Source organism: Streptomyces yangpuensis (genome assembly GCF_001005295.1).
GTDB classification, from domain to species: domain Bacteria; phylum Actinomycetota; class Actinomycetes; order Streptomycetales; family Streptomycetaceae; genus Streptomyces; species Streptomyces yangpuensis.
Genome location: NZ_LBMK01000004.1, coordinates 167,900 through 184,306 on the forward strand (window position 1 = coordinate 167,900; position 16,407 = coordinate 184,306).

At 72.4% G+C, this 16,407-nt stretch carries 13 protein-coding genes; 7 read left to right on the top strand and 6 right to left on the bottom strand.

Annotated features, from left to right (window positions below; all coding sequences use genetic code 11):
• Positions 1-52: 52 nt before the first annotated feature.
• On the top strand, positions 53-1,603 hold the full coding sequence (locus tag AAT21_RS22220; RefSeq protein WP_052757941.1) for a peptidoglycan DD-metalloendopeptidase family protein: 1,551 nt from the start codon (positions 53-55) through the stop codon (positions 1,601-1,603).
• 99 nt (positions 1,604-1,702) lie between these two features.
• Here the strand turns inward: AAT21_RS22220 and thpR are convergent, their stop codons facing one another.
• The 3 genes from thpR to AAT21_RS22235 all read right to left on the bottom strand — a co-directional run bounded on the left by thpR (position 1,703) and on the right by AAT21_RS22235 (position 4,259).
• Positions 1,703-2,299: an RNA 2',3'-cyclic phosphodiesterase gene (thpR, locus tag AAT21_RS22225; RefSeq protein ID WP_046778720.1), complete on the bottom strand. Its 597-nt coding sequence runs from the start codon at positions 2,297-2,299 to the stop codon at positions 1,703-1,705.
• A 108-nt stretch (positions 2,300-2,407) separates the two neighbouring features.
• Entirely contained in the window at positions 2,408-3,796 is a 1,389-nt protein-coding gene (locus tag AAT21_RS22230) for an MFS transporter (protein ID WP_412180332.1), read from the bottom strand.
• 25 nt (positions 3,797-3,821) lie between these two features.
• On the bottom strand, positions 3,822-4,259 hold the full coding sequence (locus AAT21_RS22235) for a MarR family winged helix-turn-helix transcriptional regulator (protein WP_030662370.1): 438 nt from the start codon (positions 4,257-4,259) through the stop codon (positions 3,822-3,824).
• A 131-nt stretch (positions 4,260-4,390) separates the two neighbouring features.
• Here AAT21_RS22235 and AAT21_RS22240 point away from each other — a divergent pair, with 131 nt between their 5' ends.
• Positions 4,391-4,573: a hypothetical protein gene (locus AAT21_RS22240; RefSeq protein WP_030010567.1), complete on the top strand. Its 183-nt coding sequence runs from the start codon at positions 4,391-4,393 to the stop codon at positions 4,571-4,573.
• 19 nt (positions 4,574-4,592) lie between these two features.
• Here AAT21_RS22240 and AAT21_RS22245 read toward each other — a convergent pair whose 3' ends face one another.
• Positions 4,593-6,053, bottom strand: coding sequence for an NCS2 family permease (locus AAT21_RS22245; RefSeq protein ID WP_046778722.1), 1,461 nt, complete (start codon positions 6,051-6,053; stop codon positions 4,593-4,595).
• 139 nt (positions 6,054-6,192) lie between these two features.
• Between AAT21_RS22245 and AAT21_RS22250 the strand changes: the two genes are divergently transcribed.
• From AAT21_RS22250 to AAT21_RS37730, 3 genes are all read left to right on the top strand, one after another.
• Entirely contained in the window at positions 6,193-6,471 is a 279-nt protein-coding gene (locus AAT21_RS22250) for a DUF2530 domain-containing protein (protein WP_046778723.1), read from the top strand.
• Positions 6,472-6,939: 468 nt separating this feature from the next.
• Entirely contained in the window at positions 6,940-9,402 is a 2,463-nt protein-coding gene (locus AAT21_RS22255; RefSeq protein WP_046778724.1) for a cation-translocating P-type ATPase, read from the top strand.
• A 140-nt stretch (positions 9,403-9,542) separates the two neighbouring features.
• On the top strand, positions 9,543-11,171 hold the full coding sequence (locus tag AAT21_RS37730; RefSeq protein ID WP_046778725.1) for a hypothetical protein: 1,629 nt from the start codon (positions 9,543-9,545) through the stop codon (positions 11,169-11,171).
• 28 nt (positions 11,172-11,199) lie between these two features.
• Here AAT21_RS37730 and AAT21_RS22265 read toward each other — a convergent pair whose 3' ends face one another.
• Positions 11,200-11,616, bottom strand: a complete 417-nt coding sequence (locus AAT21_RS22265) for a nuclear transport factor 2 family protein (protein ID WP_046779003.1) — start codon at positions 11,614-11,616, stop codon at positions 11,200-11,202.
• A gap of 113 nt (positions 11,617-11,729) precedes the next feature.
• On the opposite strand from AAT21_RS22265, the gene AAT21_RS22270 reads away from it, so the two are divergent.
• Positions 11,730-12,299, top strand: a complete 570-nt coding sequence (locus AAT21_RS22270; RefSeq protein ID WP_046778726.1) for a PadR family transcriptional regulator — start codon at positions 11,730-11,732, stop codon at positions 12,297-12,299.
• The gene (locus tag AAT21_RS22275; RefSeq protein ID WP_046778727.1) at positions 12,286-13,110 is read left to right on the top strand and encodes an SGNH/GDSL hydrolase family protein; all 825 of its coding nucleotides are present in this window, start codon (positions 12,286-12,288) and stop codon (positions 13,108-13,110) included. The genes AAT21_RS22270 and AAT21_RS22275 overlap by 14 nt, the downstream gene beginning before the upstream one ends.
• Positions 13,111-13,142: 32 nt before the next feature.
• Here the strand turns inward: AAT21_RS22275 and AAT21_RS22280 are convergent, their stop codons facing one another.
• Positions 13,143-16,271: a sacsin N-terminal ATP-binding-like domain-containing protein gene (locus AAT21_RS22280; RefSeq protein WP_046778728.1), complete on the bottom strand. Its 3,129-nt coding sequence runs from the start codon at positions 16,269-16,271 to the stop codon at positions 13,143-13,145.
• Positions 16,272-16,407 lie beyond the last annotated feature (136 nt).

A 16,407-nucleotide genomic window follows, 5' to 3' on the forward strand; every position in this document is an offset into this window, starting at 1 on the left:
CCCTTCCCTGACGCTCTGTTTGGCACCCTCGTGCCGGTTTGGAAGCATTCCCATGTCTGTTGAGACCACCACCTCCGCCACCGCCTCCGCCGCCTCCACCCCCGCCTCCGCCCCCTCCTTCTCCCGTCTGATGTCGCGCCGGGTCCGCATCGCCACCGGCCTCGTCTGCGCCACCGTCGCCGCGGTCGCCCTCTCCGCCGGCGGTGCGAACGCCGACGGCGGTCCGGCGGACCCGCACGGCGACATGACCGAGCTGACCGCGGCCGACCTCGGCCTGCCCGAAAGCACGCAGATGATGGCCATGGCGGCCAGCGCCGGCGACGACCGCCCGGACTTCCAGATGCCGTTCAAGTGCGGCGAGACCTGGCAGGGTGCCTCCCGCACCTACCACAGCCCCACCGCCAACGCGATCGACTGGACGCAGGGCGGCTCGACCGTCAACTCCCCGGTCGTGGCGAGCGCCGACGGTGTCGTGTCCAAGGTGCGGGACCTGGGCGGCTCCAGCTACGGCAAGTACGTGGTCATCAACCACGGCGGCGGCTGGTCCACCGTCTACGCCCACCTCAACGGCTTCAACACCTCCACCGGCGCCACGGTCAAGGCCGGACAGCAGATCGGCATCGTCGGCAGCACCGGCAACTCCTCCGGCGCCCACCTGCACTACGAGCAGCGCCACGACCTGGTCGACCAGCGCACGGTCTTCAACGGCACCGCCTTCGGCGGCTCCGGCTCCTGGTCCAAGTCGCTGACCAGCAAGAACTGCGAGACCAAGGCTCCGGAGCCGAAGCCCGAGGGTCCCGGTGACGGAGGTACCGCCTCCTCCGGCATGGTCGACCTGGCCTCGGCCGACCTCAACGGCGACAACGTGGTCGACGTCGCCGCGGTGGAGGCGTCCACCGGCAAGCTGTGGCTCTACAAGGGTGCCTCCAACGGCACCATCGCCTCCGGCAGCAACCGCGTCCTGATCGGCTCGGGCGGCTGGAACGGCATGTCCAACCTGACCGGCGGCGACTTCACCGGCGACGGCAAGGACGACATCGTCGCGGTCGAGGAGTCCACCGGCAAGCTGTGGCTCTACAAGGGCGCCGACAACTCGACGATCGCCTCCGGCAGCAACCGCGTCCTGATCGGTTCGGGCGGCTGGAACGGCATGTCCAACCTGACCGCCCTCAACCTCAACGGGGACAAGATCGCCGACCTGGCGGCCGTCGACAAGTCCACCGGCAAGCTGTACCTCTACCCGGGCAACGGCACCGGCCTGAACGCCCGCAAGGAGATCGGCTCCGGCGGCTGGAACGGCATGTCGAACCTGACCGGCATGGACCTCAACAACAGCGGACGCCAGGACCTGGTCGCGGTGGAGAAGTCCACGGGCAAGCTGTTCATGTACCCCGGTGACAAGGGCTACCTGAGCCCGCGCATCCTGATCGGCTCGGGCGGCTGGAACGGCATGTCCGACCTGATCGGCGGCGACCTGCTGAACTCGCAGCTGTCGGACGACCTGATCGCGGTCCAGAACTCCACCGGCAAGCTCTACCTCTACCCGGGCACCGGCTCGGGCGGCCTGGGCGCCCGCAAGGAGATCGGTGTCGGCGGCTGGTAAGCAGCAGCTGAGCGGCGACCGAGCGGCGGCTGAGCAGCCTCCGGTGAACACCTGAAACGAAGACACGTGAGGCGGCCCGTCCCTGCAGGACGGGCCGCCTCACGGCGTTCGCAGCGGCCAGGCGCGCACAGTCTCGTAGCGGGGCTGTTCGCCCGGCACCCCGCTCACGGGCAGGTGGCTGCGGACCAGGCTGAGCGTGTCCACCTGCCAGGCCGTGCCCTCGAATCCGGCGAGGGCGTCCAGGTACGGGCGCAGGGGCGTGGCGGCATGCCCGTGGCCGTGCCCCTGCCGGTGGCCGTGTCCCTGCGCGTGGTTGCGGGCCAGGGTGAGGTGCGGGGTGTACCGGTGGTGCTGCTCCATCGGGATCCCGGCCCGCCGCGCGGCGGCGTCGGCCCGGTCGGCGAGCAGCCGCATGGCGTCGAGGTCCCCGGCGGCGCCGGTCCACAGGGCGCGGTCGCCGAAGTGCCCGCAGCCGTGCAGGCGCAGCCCGAACGGCTCCGTACGGTGGGCGGCCCGCTCCAGCCGGGTGTGCAGCTCGGGGAGCGCGTCGTCACGGACCTCGCCCATGAAGGCGAGCGTGAAGTGCCAGCCGGCTTCTGCGGTCCAGGTGAGCCGGTCGTCGAGGAGCGGCCGTACGGCTTCCCGCAGCTCGGCGACGGCCTCCTCGGGCGGCAGAACGGCGGCGAACAGTCTCATGCGGTGAGCGTATGCCCTGCACCCCGCCGGCCGAAGGGGCTCCGCCGGGCGGGGCCGGAATGCGCGGAGGGCAGTCCCGGCCCCGCCGGCGTCTGCCGGAGGCGGGTTCTAGGCGACCGTCACCAGCTCGCGGCGGTGCGGCACGGCCGGGACGAAGGCCACCCCGTGGCGGCCGACCCGCAGCCGGAGGTTGCCGACCCGGGCCAGGACGACGCCGATGGCCACGGACGCGGCCAGCGAGATCAGGGCGCCCGAGGCCATGCCGACGCGCGCGCCGTAGGTGTCCGTGATCCAGCCGAGCAGCGGGGCGCCCAGCGGGGTGCCGCCGGTGAAGACCATCATGAACAGGGCCATGACCCGGCCGCGCATCTCGGGGTCGGTGGCCATCTGCACGCTGGAGTTGGCGGTGACGTTGACCGTCAGGCCGAAGACGCCGATGGGCACGAGCAGCGCGGCGAACAGCCAGAATCCGGGGGCGAAGGCCGTCACGAGCAGCAGTACGGAGAACAGTACGGCCGCGGCCACCAGCAGCCGCAGGCGGGAATGTCCGCGCCGGGCCGCGAGCAGGGCACCCGCGAGGGAGCCGGCCGCGATCAGGGTGTTGAAGAGTCCGTAGGTGCCCGCGTCGCCGTGGAAGACGTCGTTCACGAAGGCCGACAGCCAGATCGGGAAGTTGAACCCGAAGGTGCCGACGAAGCCGACGAGGACGATCGGCCAGACCAGCTCGGGCCGGCCGGCGACGTAGCGCAGTCCTTCGCGCAGCTGCCCCTTGGCGCGCGGCCGGGGCGGGGCGGGGTGCAGTTCCTTCGTGCGCATCATCAGCAGGCCGGCGATGGGCGCGGCGAAGGACAGTCCGTTGAGCAGGAAGGCCCAGCCGGAGCCGACGGCGGTGATCAGCACGCCTGCGATCGCCGGACCGACCAGCCGTGCGGACTGGAAGTTGGCCGAGTTGAGGCTGACGGCGTTGGCGACCTGGTCCTTGCCGACCATCTCGGGGACGAACGTCTGCCGGGCCGGGTTGTCCACGACGGTGATCAGGCCGAGGAGGAGGGCCGCGAGGTAGACGTGCCAGACCTGGACGTGTCCGGCCAGGGTGAGGGCGGCGAGCGCGATGCCGGTCAGGCCCATCGCGCTCTGGGTGGCGAGGAGCAGGGGCCGCTTGGGCAGCCGGTCGGCGAGTACGCCTCCGTAGAGGCCGAACACCAGCATCGGCAGGAACTGCAGGGCGATGGTGATACCGACGGCGGAGGCGGAGCCGGTCAGTGAGAGGACCAGCCAGTCCTGGGCGATGCGCTGCATCCAGGTGCCGGTGTTCGAGACGACCTGCCCGGTCGCGAAGAGCCGGTAGTTGCGGATCCGCAGCGAGCTGAACATCCCGCGGTTCCTGCTCGCGGGTGCGGCGGGTGCCGCGTGTGCCGCGGGTGCCGCGGGTCGCGCGGCGGTAGTGGGGGTGGATATGTGGCCGGGTGCGGAGTCTGCTCCGTTTCCCGTACTCAAAAGCGTTCGCCTCCTGGCGTCGTTCCTACAGGTGCGCGAGCTTCTCCAGGACGGGTGCGGCCGCGCGCAGCTTGGCCCATTCGTCCTCGGTCAGCTCTGCCGCGAGCCCGGCCAGGAAGGCGTTGCGCTTGCGGCGGCTCTCTTCGAGCATCGCTTCGGCCTCCTCCGTCTGGCGGACCACCTTCTGGCGGCGGTCGTCGGGGTGCGGTTCCAGCGTGACCAGTCCCTTGGCTTCCAGCAACGCGACGATGCGCGTCATGGACGGCGGCTGGACGTGCTCCCGCCGTGCCAGCTCACCCGGGGTGGCCTGGCCGCAGCGGGCGAGGGTGCCGAGGACCGACATCTCGGTCGGGCTCAGCGACTCGTCGACGCGCTGGTGCTTCAGGCGCCGCCCCAGCCGCATGACGGCGGAGCGGAGGTCGTTCACGGCGGCAGCGTCGTCGCCATGGGAGAGGTCAGGCATGTATTTAGAATAACTCATTACTCTCGCTAAAGAACACCGGATTTCTCCGGCCATGCGGGGGGTCACTCGTACGGGTGAGTCGGCGGCCGAAAGTGACCCGCGTGCGCCCCCTCTGCCCCGACTCTTTCGGCATGGGGACACATGTGCTGAGCATGCGCATAGACGGGGAGCTCCTCGACAGGCTCCGGATCCATGCCGCCAAACGCGGAATGAGCGTCCAGGACTATGTGGTCCGGACGCTCATTCGCGACGACTTCGACGAGCGCTTCAAGGCGGCCGTTGACGAGACGGAGAAGTTCTACGGGCTGACGTGAGCCCGCCCCGCTGAGCCGGCTAGCCGAGGCCGAGCGCGGGCATCGCGTAGTAGAAGACGAACACCGCCGACACCACGTACATGGCGGTCGGGACCTCGCGGCCCCGGCCGGTCGCCAGGCGCAGCACGCTGAAGGCGATGAAGCCGATGCCGATGCCGTTGGTGATCGAGTAGGTGAAGGGCATCATCACCATGGCCAGGAAGGCCGGGACGGCGATGGTGAAGTCGCTCCAGTCGATGTCCCTGACCGATCCCGCCAGGATCAGGAAGCCCACCGCGACCAGCGCGGGCGTGGCGGCCTGCGACGGGACCATGGTCGCCAGCGGGGTGAGGAACAGCGCCACGGCGAAGAGGCCGCCCGTCACGACGTTCGCCAGACCCGTACGGGCCCCCTCGCCGACACCGGCAGTGGACTCCACGAAGCAGGTGGTCGCCGAGGAGGAGGTCGCGCCGCCCGAGGCGACGGCGAGGCCGTCGACGAACAGGACCCGGTTGATGCCGGGGAACTCGCCGGTCTTCCTGTCGACCAGCTTGGCCTCGTCGCCGACGCCCAGGATCGTGCCCATGGCGTCGAAGAAGCAGGACAGCAGCACGGTGAAGACGAACAGGATGCCGGTCAGCAGCCCGACCTTGCCGAAGCCGCCGAACAGGCTGACCTGGCCGACGAGCCCGAAGTCCGGCGAGGCGACGGGGTTGCCGGGCCAGGCCGGGACGGTCAGGCCCCAGCCGGAGTCGGGCAGGTCGGCGACGAGCTGGACGACGACCGCGACCAGGGTCATGGCCACGATGGAGATCAGGATCGCGCCCGGGACCTTGCGGATCAGCAGGGCGAGGGTGAGCAGCGTACCGATCGCGAAGATCAGTACGGGCCAGCCGTGCAGGTGGCCGTCGCTGCCGAGCTGGAGCGGGACCGTGGTGTGCGCGGCGTCCGGGATGCGGGAGACGAAGCCGGAGTCGACCAGGCCGATCAGCATGATGAACAGGCCGATACCGATGGCGATGCCCTTGCGCAGTCCCAGCGGGACGGCGTTCATGACGCGCTCGCGCAGCCCGGTGGCGACCAGCAGCATCACCACGAAGCCGGCCAGGACCACCATGCCCATCGCATCGGGCCAGCTCATGCGCGGGGCGAGCTGAAGGGCCACGACGGTGTTCACGCCGAGGCCGGCGGCGAGCGCGATGGGGACGTTGCCGATGACGCCCATGAGGAGCGTGGTGAAGGCGGCCGTCAGGACGGTGGCCGTCACGAGCTGGCCGCTGTCGAGCTGGTTCCCGTACATGTCCTTCGCGCTGCCCAGGATGATCGGGTTCAGCACGATGATGTACGCCATGGCGAAGAAGGTCGCGAAACCGCCGCGGACCTCGCGGGCGACGGTCGAGCCGCGCTCGGAGAGCTTGAAGAAGCGGTCCAGCCTGCCGGAGGGTTCCCGGGGGGCGGGCTCCGGAGCGGCGGGTGCGGGGGCGGGGGCCGGGGTGCTCATACGGTCCTCATTGGTGGTTCATACGAAGAAAATGGGCCGCGCCCAAACCGTTTCAGTATGAACACATCAGGGAATGGCCGTCCATCTCCGCGCGTAGACCGTGCGAGGGGTCTTTCCGGCGCCCGCTTAAACTTGCGACATGGCGAAATGGATTGCGAAGCACGAGGCGCCCGAGCCCCTGGAGGGCCCCGTCGTCGCGACGGTCACGGGCGGCACGATCCTGTGGTTCGCCCTCTTCGTGGTCCAGCTGCCCTTCTACGGGTGGTTCGCCGACCGCGGCCAGCTGTGGTGGGTCTGGACCTGCGCGGCCGGGGGCTTCCTCGGCCTGATCGGCATCTGGTACGTCCGCGGCCGCGAAGCCGCCCTGAAACGCCACGCCGCCGCCACCGCTGCGCAGGCTCAGCAGGACACCCCCTAGCGCTGTTGCCCGCCCCGGAGCGCCCGTCCGGGCCGAGGTCGCTCGGCTGTGCCGGCGCCCGAGGGGTGGGACGCTCCGGGATGTCCCCGCAGGCCGAGCGAACCCACCGCTGTCCGGCGGGCCGGTCCGGCGAAGGGTTCGCGAGCCGAGGAGACGTCCCGGAGGGGCACCGCCCCGCCCCGAAGCCCGCTCCCCGCACCGCGGCCGGACCACCCGAAGCCGCGCCTCCGCGCCGGGCCCAGCCGGGCCGAAGCCCCGCCTACGCGCCGGGCCCAGCCGGGCCGAAACCGCCCCCCGCCCCGGCCCCGGCCGACGCACGCGCCCGGGGAATCGCCTCCCCGTGGGACGACACCGGCTCCCCGCGGGGCGACACCGCCTCCTACCAGCGGACGATTCACGTCATCCCCAAGTCGTTTCTTCGGGCTTCTCGGCGGGTGAAGCCCTCCGCCCCCGCTTACCGTCGAAGGCATGACGGAGCGGGCGAGGATCGACCATGACGGGCGGGAGCCGAGCGGCGGACCCGGCACGGCCATTGACGCCGGGGCGGAGCTGGACCCCGTACACCCCGTGCGGCCACCGGCGCCCCGCTTCAAGCCGGGCGGCCTGACCACCGCCGAGGTCGCCGAGCGCGTGGCCCGCGGAGACGTCAACGACGTCCCGGTGCGCTCCTCCCGGTCCACCACCGACATCGTCCGCGGCAACGTCTTCACCCGCTTCAACGCGATCATCGGCGTCCTCTGGGTGATCATGCTCGTCGTCGCGCCGATCCAGGACAGCCTCTTCGGCTTCGTGATCATCGCGAACACCGGCATCGGCATCATCCAGGAACTGCGCGCGAAGAAGACCCTCGACGGCCTCGCCGTCATCGGCGAGGCCAAACCCAGCGTCCGCCGCGACGGCCGGACCGCGGAGATCTCCACCTCCGAGATCGTCCTCGGCGACGTCATCGAACTCGGTCCGGGCGACAAGGTCGTCGTCGACGGGTCCGTCGGCGAGGCCGACGGCCTGGAGATCGACGAGTCCCTGCTCACCGGCGAGGCCGACCCCGTCCTGAAGAAGCCCGGCGACCAGGTCATGTCCGGTTCCTTCGTGGTCGCCGGCGGCGGCGCGTTCACCGCCACCAAGGTCGGCCGCGAGGCCTACGCCGCCCAGCTGGCCGAAGAGGCCTCCCGCTTCACTCTCGTCCACTCCGAGCTGCGCTCCGGCATCTCCACCATCCTCAAGTACGTCACGTGGATGATGATCCCGACCTCCATCGGCCTGATCATCAGCCAGCTCGTCGTCAAGGAGAACAACCTCAACGACGCCATCGCGCGCACCGTCGGCGGAATCGTGCCGATGATCCCCGAGGGGCTCGTCCTCCTCACCTCCGTGGCCTTCGCGATCGGCGTCATCCGCCTCGGCCGCAAGCAGTGCCTCGTGCAGGAGCTGCCCGCCATCGAGGGCCTCGCCCGCGTCGACGTGGTCTGCCTCGACAAGACGGGCACCCTCACCGAGGGCGGCATGGACGTCACCGAGCTCCGCCCGCTCGGCGGCGCGGACCCCGCGTACGTCAAGAAGGTGCTCGGCGCCCTCGGCGAGTCCGACCCGCGCCCCAACGCCAGCCTCCAGGCGATCATCGACGCCTACCCCGACAGCGCCGAGTGGCGGTGCACCGAGTCCCTGCCCTTCTCCTCCGCCCGCAAGTACAGCGGCGCCAGCTTCAGCGAGGGCGACGGCGAGAACAACACCTGGCTGCTCGGCGCCCCCGACGTCCTGCTGCCCGCCGGGGACCCCGCCCTCGACGAGATCAACGACCTCAACGAACAGGGCCTGCGCGTCCTGCTGCTCGCCCGGTCCGCCCGCGAACTGGACGACGAGGCCGTCGCCACCGGCGTCCGGCCCACCGCCCTGGTCGTCCTGGAGCAGCGGCTGCGCCCCGACGCCGCCGACACGCTGCGCTACTTCGAGGACCAGAACGTCAGGGCGAAGGTCATCTCCGGCGACAACGCGATCTCCGTCGGCGCGGTCGCCGGCAAACTGGGCCTGCCCGGCGCGCAGAACACCGTCGACGCCCGGGGGCTCCCCACCGAGCAGGCCGAGATGGCCGAGGTCCTCGACGGCAATTCCGTCTTCGGACGCGTGACCCCGCAGCAGAAGCGGGACATGGTCGGCGCCCTGCAGTCCAAGGGCCACACCGTCGCCATGACCGGCGACGGCGTCAACGACGTCCTCGCCCTCAAGGACGCCGACATCGGCGTCTCGATGGGCTCGGGCTCGGAGGCCACCCGCGCGGTCGCGCAGATCGTCCTCCTCAACAACAGCTTCTCCACCCTCCCGTCGGTGGTCGCCGAGGGCCGCCGGGTCATCGGCAACATCACGCGCGTGGCGACCCTCTTCCTCACCAAGACGGTCTACTCCGTCCTGCTGGCCATCCTGGTGGTCTGCTCGCAGGTCGAGTACCCCTTCCTGCCGCGCCACCTGACCCTGCTGTCCACCCTCACCATCGGCATCCCGGCGTTCTTCCTGGCCCTGGCCCCGAACAAGGAACGCGCGAGGGCGCACTTCGTGAGGCGGGTGATGCGGTACGCGATCCCCGGCGGCGTGATCGCGGCGACGGCCACCTTCGCCACCTACCTGATCGCCCGGCACCACTACACGGGCGCGGACGCCCTGCCCGCGGAGACCAGCGCGGCGACGCTGACGCTGTTCCTGACCTCGATGTGGGTCCTCGCGATCATCGCCCGCCCGTACACGTGGTGGCGCGTGGCCCTGGTGGGCGCGATGGGCGGCGCCTTCCTGATCGTCCTGGTCGTGCCGTGGCTCCAGGACTTCTTCCAGCTCAAGCTGGTCGGAACCACCATGCCGTGGACCGCGGTGGCGGTCGCGGCGGCCGCCGCGACCCTCATCGAGTTCACCTTCCGCTGGGTGGACCGCAAGTTCCCGGCCTGATTGGCTCGTTGTTCGCTTGTCAGTGCGAACAGGTCTTCCTTCTGAGAGATTCGGTTGATCCACAGCCGTGATTCCCAGGGGGGAAACAGCACATGACACCTACGCCTGTTCGCGTCGCATTACCGGCAGCGGCTCTGGCCGTGGCACTCGGTCTGGCCGCCGCGCAGCCCGCGGCCGCCGCCACGGACCCGGCGGCACCCACGGTCACGGCGCCCCGGACCAGCCCGGCCCCCGGCTTCGCCGGCGAGGGCCTGTCCTCCGACTGCTACACCGACCCGTACTCCGGCTCCGGCGCCGGCTGGGTCGGGCTGACCGACGTCACCACCCGCGTCACCGCCACCTCCCCGTCCGGTGCGCAGCTCCGGACGGCATTCCAGCTCTGGGACACCTCGTACGGGGGCGGCCGGACGGAGCAGTCGACCTCCTGGTCCACGTATCCGGAGGTGAGCACGGTCCTCTCCCGCGACCTGCTGAAGGACGGCGGCCAGTACGCGTGGCGCGCCCGTGCCACCGACGGGAAACTGACCGGCCCGTACACGGCCTGGTGCCACTTCCGTGTCGACCACACCCCGCCGACGGCCGAGGTGACCACGGACACCATGCCCAAGAAGGTCGGCGTGGAGGCGACGTTCACGCTGAAGGGCACGGACACCGGCTCGGAGATCGCCTGCGCCCGCTGGCAGGACACGCCCGTCTTCGGCGTCGGCTGGAGCTGCTCGGACGGGGCGACCGACTCCCGTGTCGTGCGCCTGGTGGACGGCTCCGCCGACATCAGGGTGAAGCCCACGGACTGGGGCACCCAGTCCGTCCACCTCCAGACGATGGACAACGCGGGCAACGTCTCCCAGCCGGTCCGGCTGGACTACTACGCGCAGCCGAGTACGGCCCCCGCCGCCTTCGGCGACATCGACGCCGACGGCAGGCCGGACGTGCTCGTCCCGGACGCCGCGGGCAACCTGCGCAAGCCCGGTTCGAACCCGTCGGCCACCCCGAACGCGCGTGCCGGGGCCGCTCCCGGCGAGAGCGGGAGCTGGGCGGACGTCCAGTACACCCACCGCGGCACCCTGGGATACCAGCGGGTGGACGACCTGCTGGCGCACGCTCCCGGCAGCCCGTACCTCTCTCTGTACGACAACGACGGGGCCGGCCACTTCACCGGTCAGGCGCCGATGACCGTCAGCAAGCCGACCGTCTGCCGCAACGCGCAGCGCCTGACCGTCGACTGCGGCAATCACGGCCTCGGACCCGACTGGTCGAAAGTCACGCAGATCGCGGCCTACGGCTCCCCCCGCGGCGACAGCGCGGTCAACGGGTTCCTGCCGGACACGTCGCTGCTGTTCGTGGAGAACGGCCGCCTGTGGCTGGTGGAGCGGGGCTTCTCCAACGACCTCGACGACGAGGCCGTCCTCCTCTCGGGCAACGACACCCGCTGGGCCGGCTACGAGCTGCTCACCCCGGGCCGTGCCCAGGGGACCGACTTCCCCACCCTGTGGGCCCGCTCCCCGCAGGACGGCGCCGTCCGCGCCTTCTCCGTCACCGGCACCCCGGCCGCCCCGGTGTTCTCCGCCTTCGCCGACCCGGCCGCCGGGCCGGTCCTGACCACCCTGGCCCCCGCCGCGCACCCGCGCGTCGGTTCCGACGGCGACCTCACGGGTGACGGCCTGCCGGACCTCTGGTCCGCGGACGCCGCCGGCAAGGTCACCGTCTTCCCGGGTACGGGGACGACCACCGAGTACCCGACGGTGACGGGGTTCGCCCCGGCCGCCTGACCGGCAGGAACGCCCCGCATGGACTCGTCTAGGCCAGGCCGTCCGCCTGGAGGCCGGTGAGGACGGCCTGGCCCAGGGTGTGGACCGCGGACTGGGGGCGGACCATCACCGTGAACTCCTTGATCCGGCCCGCCCCGTCGAAGTGCAGCATGTCGATGCCGTGGATCTCCTTGCCGTCCACCATGGCCCGGAAGGGCAGGACCGACGCCTGCGCCTCGGTGCCGTCCGCGCTCGTCTCGGTCGCGCCGTCGAAGTGGCCGACGTAGCGCAGGTCCTCGAAGACGCGCAGCAGGACCCCGAAGAGCCCCAGCACCATCGGCCTGCCCTCGAACGGGCGGAACTTCACCGGGCTGTACAGCCTGATGTCCTCGGTGAACAGGTCCTCCAGTGCGGACAGGTCGCGCTTCTCCACGGCGGCACGGAAGCGTTCTGCGGTCTCCGTCACGGACTCCACGGCTCCTCCTGATGCTGATGCGTACGGATACTCAAGAAATTGACTAGTCAGTTTCGTGAGTATCATGCGGGGGAGCACGAGGAAAAGGGAAGGGGGCAGCCGCGATGGCCCTGCGACATGCCGTACTGGCGGCGCTGCTGGACGGCGAGTTCAGCGGCTACGAGCTGGCGAAGTCCTTCGACATCGGCGTCGCGAACTTCTGGCACGCCTCCCCCCAGCAGCTCTACACCGAGCTCACCAAGCTGGAGAAGGAAGGCCTGGTCGAGGGGCGGCAGGTGGTCCAGGAGACCCGGCCCAACAAACGCCTCTTCCGGGTCACCGACGCCGGCCGGACCGAGCTGGAGGACTTCGCGGCCGCCGCGTCCAGGCCCTCGGTCATCCGCGACGACCTCCTCGTCAAGGTCCAGAACGCCGACCGGATCGGCACCGGACCCGTGATCGCACAGCTCGAGGAACGGGCGTCCGCGGCCGACGCCAAGCTCGAACTCCTCGGCAAGGTCCTGCGCAAGATGCGCGGCGAGCTCACCGAGGAGGAGTTCCTGCTCCACGGCGAACGCATCGGCGGGTACCTGACCTGCCTGCGCGGCATCGCCTTCGAGCAGGGCCACCGCGACTGGTGCCGCCGCAGCGCGGCGATCCTGCGAGAGAGGCGGACCACCCGTGCCGAGCACTGAGTACCGACGCTACGTCGCCCTCGGCGACAGCCAGACCGAAGGCCTCGGCGACGGCGACGACACCGTGGGCCTGCGCGGCTTCGCCGACCGGTTCGCCGGACACCTGGAGGCCGCCCGCCCCGGCCTGCAGTACGCCAACCTCGCCGTCCGGGGACGGCTCGCCGGCCAGGTCCGCGCCGGACAGCTGGAGGCCGCCCTCGCCCTGCGCCCCGACATCGCCACCGTCGTCGCCGGGGTCAACGACGTGCTGCGGCCCCGGTTCGACGCGGCGGAGGTCGCGGGCCACGTCGAGGCGATGTTCGCCGCGCTCACGGCCGCCGGGACGCATGTGGCCACCGTGACCTTCCCCGACCTCGGCCGGGTCGTGCCCCTCGCCCGGCCCCTCGCCCCACGCCTGGCCGACCTCAACGACCGCATCCGCGACGCCGCCGCCCGGCACGGCGTCACCGTCGCCGAAACCGCCCTGCCGGAAGCCGTCGCCGACCCGCGGATGTGGACCACGGACCGGCTGCACGCCAGCCCCGTCGGCCACGAACGCATCGCCGCCGCCCTCGCCCACGCCGTCGGCCTCCCCGGCAGCGACGACACCTGGACGCACCCCCTGCCGCCGCGGACCGCCCCCACCCCGGCGGCGGCCGTCGCGGCCGAACTGCGCTGGGCAGCCGCCTTCCTCGGCCCCTGGCTCGGCCGCCGCCTGCGCGGCCGCTCCTCCGGCGACGGCCGCACCGCCAAGCGCCCCGCCCTGCTCCCCGTGGCCGCCGGGCACACCGGCCCGGAGACGACCGCCACCGCGTCCTGGCCGAACCCCTAGGGGGTGTCCGGCGGATCAGGGCCGGACACTCCCTAGTCGAACCAGCGGTCCCGGGCCAGTTCCGTTGTGCGGGACGGGTCCTCCAGGAGGGCCGCCACCTCGAAGCGGCGCGGCCACTGGCCCGCCGACCAGGCGAGGCCCGCCGCCACGCCCTCCAGGGTGGAGGCGTGCAGGGTGCCGTCGGGCGTGCGCCGCCAGTCCAGTTCCGTGCCGCCCGCGACCAGTTCCTCGTGTTCCAGATACGTCGCCGGCGTCGCCGGGCCCAGCAGGATCCGTACCGACTCCGGCACCTCGTGCTCCTCGCCCGGCGTCGTCACCTCCGCCGGCACCGTCTCCGACAGCCGACGCACCTGGAGCAGCTCCGCGAGGTCCGCCGCACGCACCGGGGACACCGGCAGCAGGGGCAGCCCCGCCGCAAGGGGCAGCAGGTCCGGGGCGTCCGCGATCACCGCGTCCGCCGCGTCCACGACGACCACCTCGCCGTCCACCACCGCCCGCAGCTCGTCCGGCAGGGTCACCTGCTCGGGGTCGAGATCGGCCAGCGCGTTGTACAGGCCGTGCAGCTGCCGGTCCGTCACCTCCCGCTCCGGATCGGCGAGCCGGCCCAGCAGCTCGGCCGCGCCCCCCGGCTCGTCCAGCAGGGCCGGCACGGACGTCCGTACGCCCAGCGCCCGCAGCACCTGCTCGTCCTCGAAACCGGTGGCGTCCGCCGAGGTGTAGAGGCCCTCCAGCAGCGGGTCGCCGCCCGCCGCACGCAGGCCCGCCGGACGGCGGCCGTCCAGCACCGGATGGTCGCGCAGCCACCACGCCGTGTACGGGCGCACCGACTGCGTGGTGCCGTCCGGCAGCAGGATCCGCACCGGCTGGGTCAGCGCGTCCCGCAGCGGCGGCTGCGCCAGCATGGCCAGGGCCTGCGGCCAGCAGTCGTCGTCGACGAGGTCCAGGTCGCGCACGGCGACCAGTTCGGTCGCCACCGGCGGGACGGGCAGCTCCGGCAGCTGGTCGAGCAGGTCCTCGCACCACACGTCCACCGCATCCAGCAGCCCCGCGTCGTCCGGCTCGGCGAAGTCGCCCTCGCGCGGCTCCAGTTCGTCCGGGTCCAGGACCACGTCGGTGGCGCGCACCAGCTGGAAGGCGGCCAGCACCCCGCAGGCCGTCAGCGGGGCCTCGCCCCACCGCTCCGCCAGCTCGGCGTCCACGTACGGGACCTCGTCCTCGCGGATCACCGCCGCCAACGGCGAGCCCGGCAGCAGCAGTTCGCCCGCCGGGGTCAGTTCCCCGTCCTCGTCCGGCAGGGCCAGCGCACCCAGCCACGGCTCGTCGCCGGGCGCCAGCTCCGCGTCGCGGACCAGCCCGAGGACCACCTCGGCCAGCTCGTCGGCGTCCAGGGTGTCGGCGTCCTCGTCCCAGATCTCCCCGGCGTCCAGGGAGGCGGCCACGGCGGCCCGCACCTGCGGGGTGGTCAGGACGGCGCGGGCCGTCGCCGGGAGCGAGCCGAGCTTCTCCAGCAGCGGGTGCGCCGCCTCCGGGTGGGCCACCTTCAGCCCCAGCCGGGCCAGGTCCGCCGGAGTGTCCGCGTACGGGAGCAGGACGTGGCGCGGCCCGATCGTCGTGCGGCCGTCGGCGAGCGGCACGGGCAGACCCGACAGCCGGTCGGGGTCCACCCCGGCGAGGCTGTCGTAGAGCCGGTACCACCATTCGGGGGTCCGCTCGATGCCCGCGATCCGCTCGATGGCGTCGCCCAGCGGCAGCCGGCCCACGCCCAGGGTGCGCAGCTCGGTACGGCGTTCCAGGCCCGCCGGCAGCAGGGTCGGCAGGACCTCGGCCAGGACGCGTACGGTGTCCGCGCCCGCGCCCTCCACCACCTCGGCCTCGAAGGGGCGCAGGGCGACCCGCTCCTCCGCGTGCTCGGACGGCGCGGCCGGTGCGAGGAAGGCCGTACGGGGCAGCCGCCGCAGCACGGCGGCGCGCAGGGCGCCGTCCAGCTCGCCCTTGCCGAGCGGGCCGGGGACCAGGTCCACGAGCCCGGTGCCCACCGGGTCCCAGGAGCCGAGGAGTTCGGCGTACGCGTCGGCCGCGCGCTCCACGAGGAAGTCGGTCAGCGGCCCCGGCGCGGGGTGGCGGCGGCTGGTGTCCAGCGGCAGGGTCGCGATGAGCAGCGCCGGGATGCCGAGCGGTTCGTCGGTCGGGGTCGGGGCGTGCACCACGGGCGCCGTGGTCGGCCGCAGCGGGGCGCCGTCGGTGTCGACGGGCACGGCCCACGACACGGCCCAGGCGGGCCGCAGGCGTTCCTCGACGGGCCGGTCGGCGAGCAGCGCCTTCTCGATGGCGCCGCCGTGGCGGACGGTGCGCCAGCGGTTGGTGTGCGTACCGGAGCCGGTGGTGTCCTCGACGACGGTGTACGCGCCCTCGTCGCGGCGGTCGAGGGTACGGGTCCCGGCGGGGGTCTCCACGACGACCTGGCACAGCCCGGGCAGGGTCAGCAGCAGGGCGTCGTCGATGCCCGCGAGCAGCCGCTCGACGAGGTCCTCGGCGGCGGCGTCGCGCAGCGGGAGGACCACGACGGTGTCGTAGCCCTCGGGGGCGGTGCCCTCCGCGGGCAGCGGGAGCCGCAGCAGCGGTACGTGGCCGTCGCGGCGGCGCAGTTCGTCGCCGAGGCCGGGGCTGCCGACGGCGGCCTCGCGGGCCAGTTCGCGGGCCTCGGCGAGGGACCAGCGGACGCCGCCGTGGCGGCCGAGGACCGCCGGTTCGTCGCAGACGGCGAGGACGGCCGCGAAGCCGACGCCGAAGCGGCCGACGCTCTCCGCGGCGGGCTCCCGCTTGGCGGAGGCGCGCAGGGTGCTCAGGGACTCCACGCCCGTCGCGTCCAGCGGGGCGCCGGTGTTGGCGACGGCCAGCAGTGCCGGGCCGCCCTCGCCCGGGTGGAGGGTCAGCCGCAGCCGGCCGGGCACCTTGGCGCGGGCCGCGGCGTCCGCCGCGTTCTGGGCCAGCTCGACGACGAGCCGGTCCCGGTAGCCGCCGAGGGCGAGGTCCTCCTCGGCGTTGGCGTCCTCGCGGAACCGCGCCGGGCCCGCCCCCCAGGCGTCGAGCACGCCGCGCCGCAGCCGGGCCGTGCCGAAGGGGTCCACGCCGCTCTGGGCCGCCGTCACTCGCACGCTCACGCCGCTGCCTCCAAGATTCGCCCAACGAACTCCTGAAGGTATCGCGTGCCCGCCTCGCCGGGGGTGGGGCCCTGGTCGTACCAGGCCGCGTCGTCGGGCCCGGCGAAGCCGGGTTCCCGTACGACGCCCGGGGTGG

Coding starts and splice junctions, on each gene's coding strand:
- AAT21_RS22220 (WP_052757941.1), top strand. CDS start 53: ATGTCTGTTGAGACCACCACCTCCGCCACCGCCTCCGCCGCCTCCACC.
- thpR (WP_046778720.1), bottom strand. CDS start 2,299: ATGAGACTGTTCGCCGCCGTTCTGCCGCCCGAGGAGGCCGTCGCCGAG.
- AAT21_RS22235 (WP_030662370.1), bottom strand. CDS start 4,259: ATGCCTGACCTCTCCCATGGCGACGACGCTGCCGCCGTGAACGACCTC.
- AAT21_RS22240 (WP_030010567.1), top strand. CDS start 4,391: ATGGGGACACATGTGCTGAGCATGCGCATAGACGGGGAGCTCCTCGAC.
- AAT21_RS22245 (WP_046778722.1), bottom strand. CDS start 6,053: ATGAGCACCCCGGCCCCCGCCCCCGCACCCGCCGCTCCGGAGCCCGCC.
- AAT21_RS22250 (WP_046778723.1), top strand. CDS start 6,193: ATGGCGAAATGGATTGCGAAGCACGAGGCGCCCGAGCCCCTGGAGGGC.
- AAT21_RS22255 (WP_046778724.1), top strand. CDS start 6,940: ATGACGGAGCGGGCGAGGATCGACCATGACGGGCGGGAGCCGAGCGGC.
- AAT21_RS22270 (WP_046778726.1), top strand. CDS start 11,730: ATGGCCCTGCGACATGCCGTACTGGCGGCGCTGCTGGACGGCGAGTTC.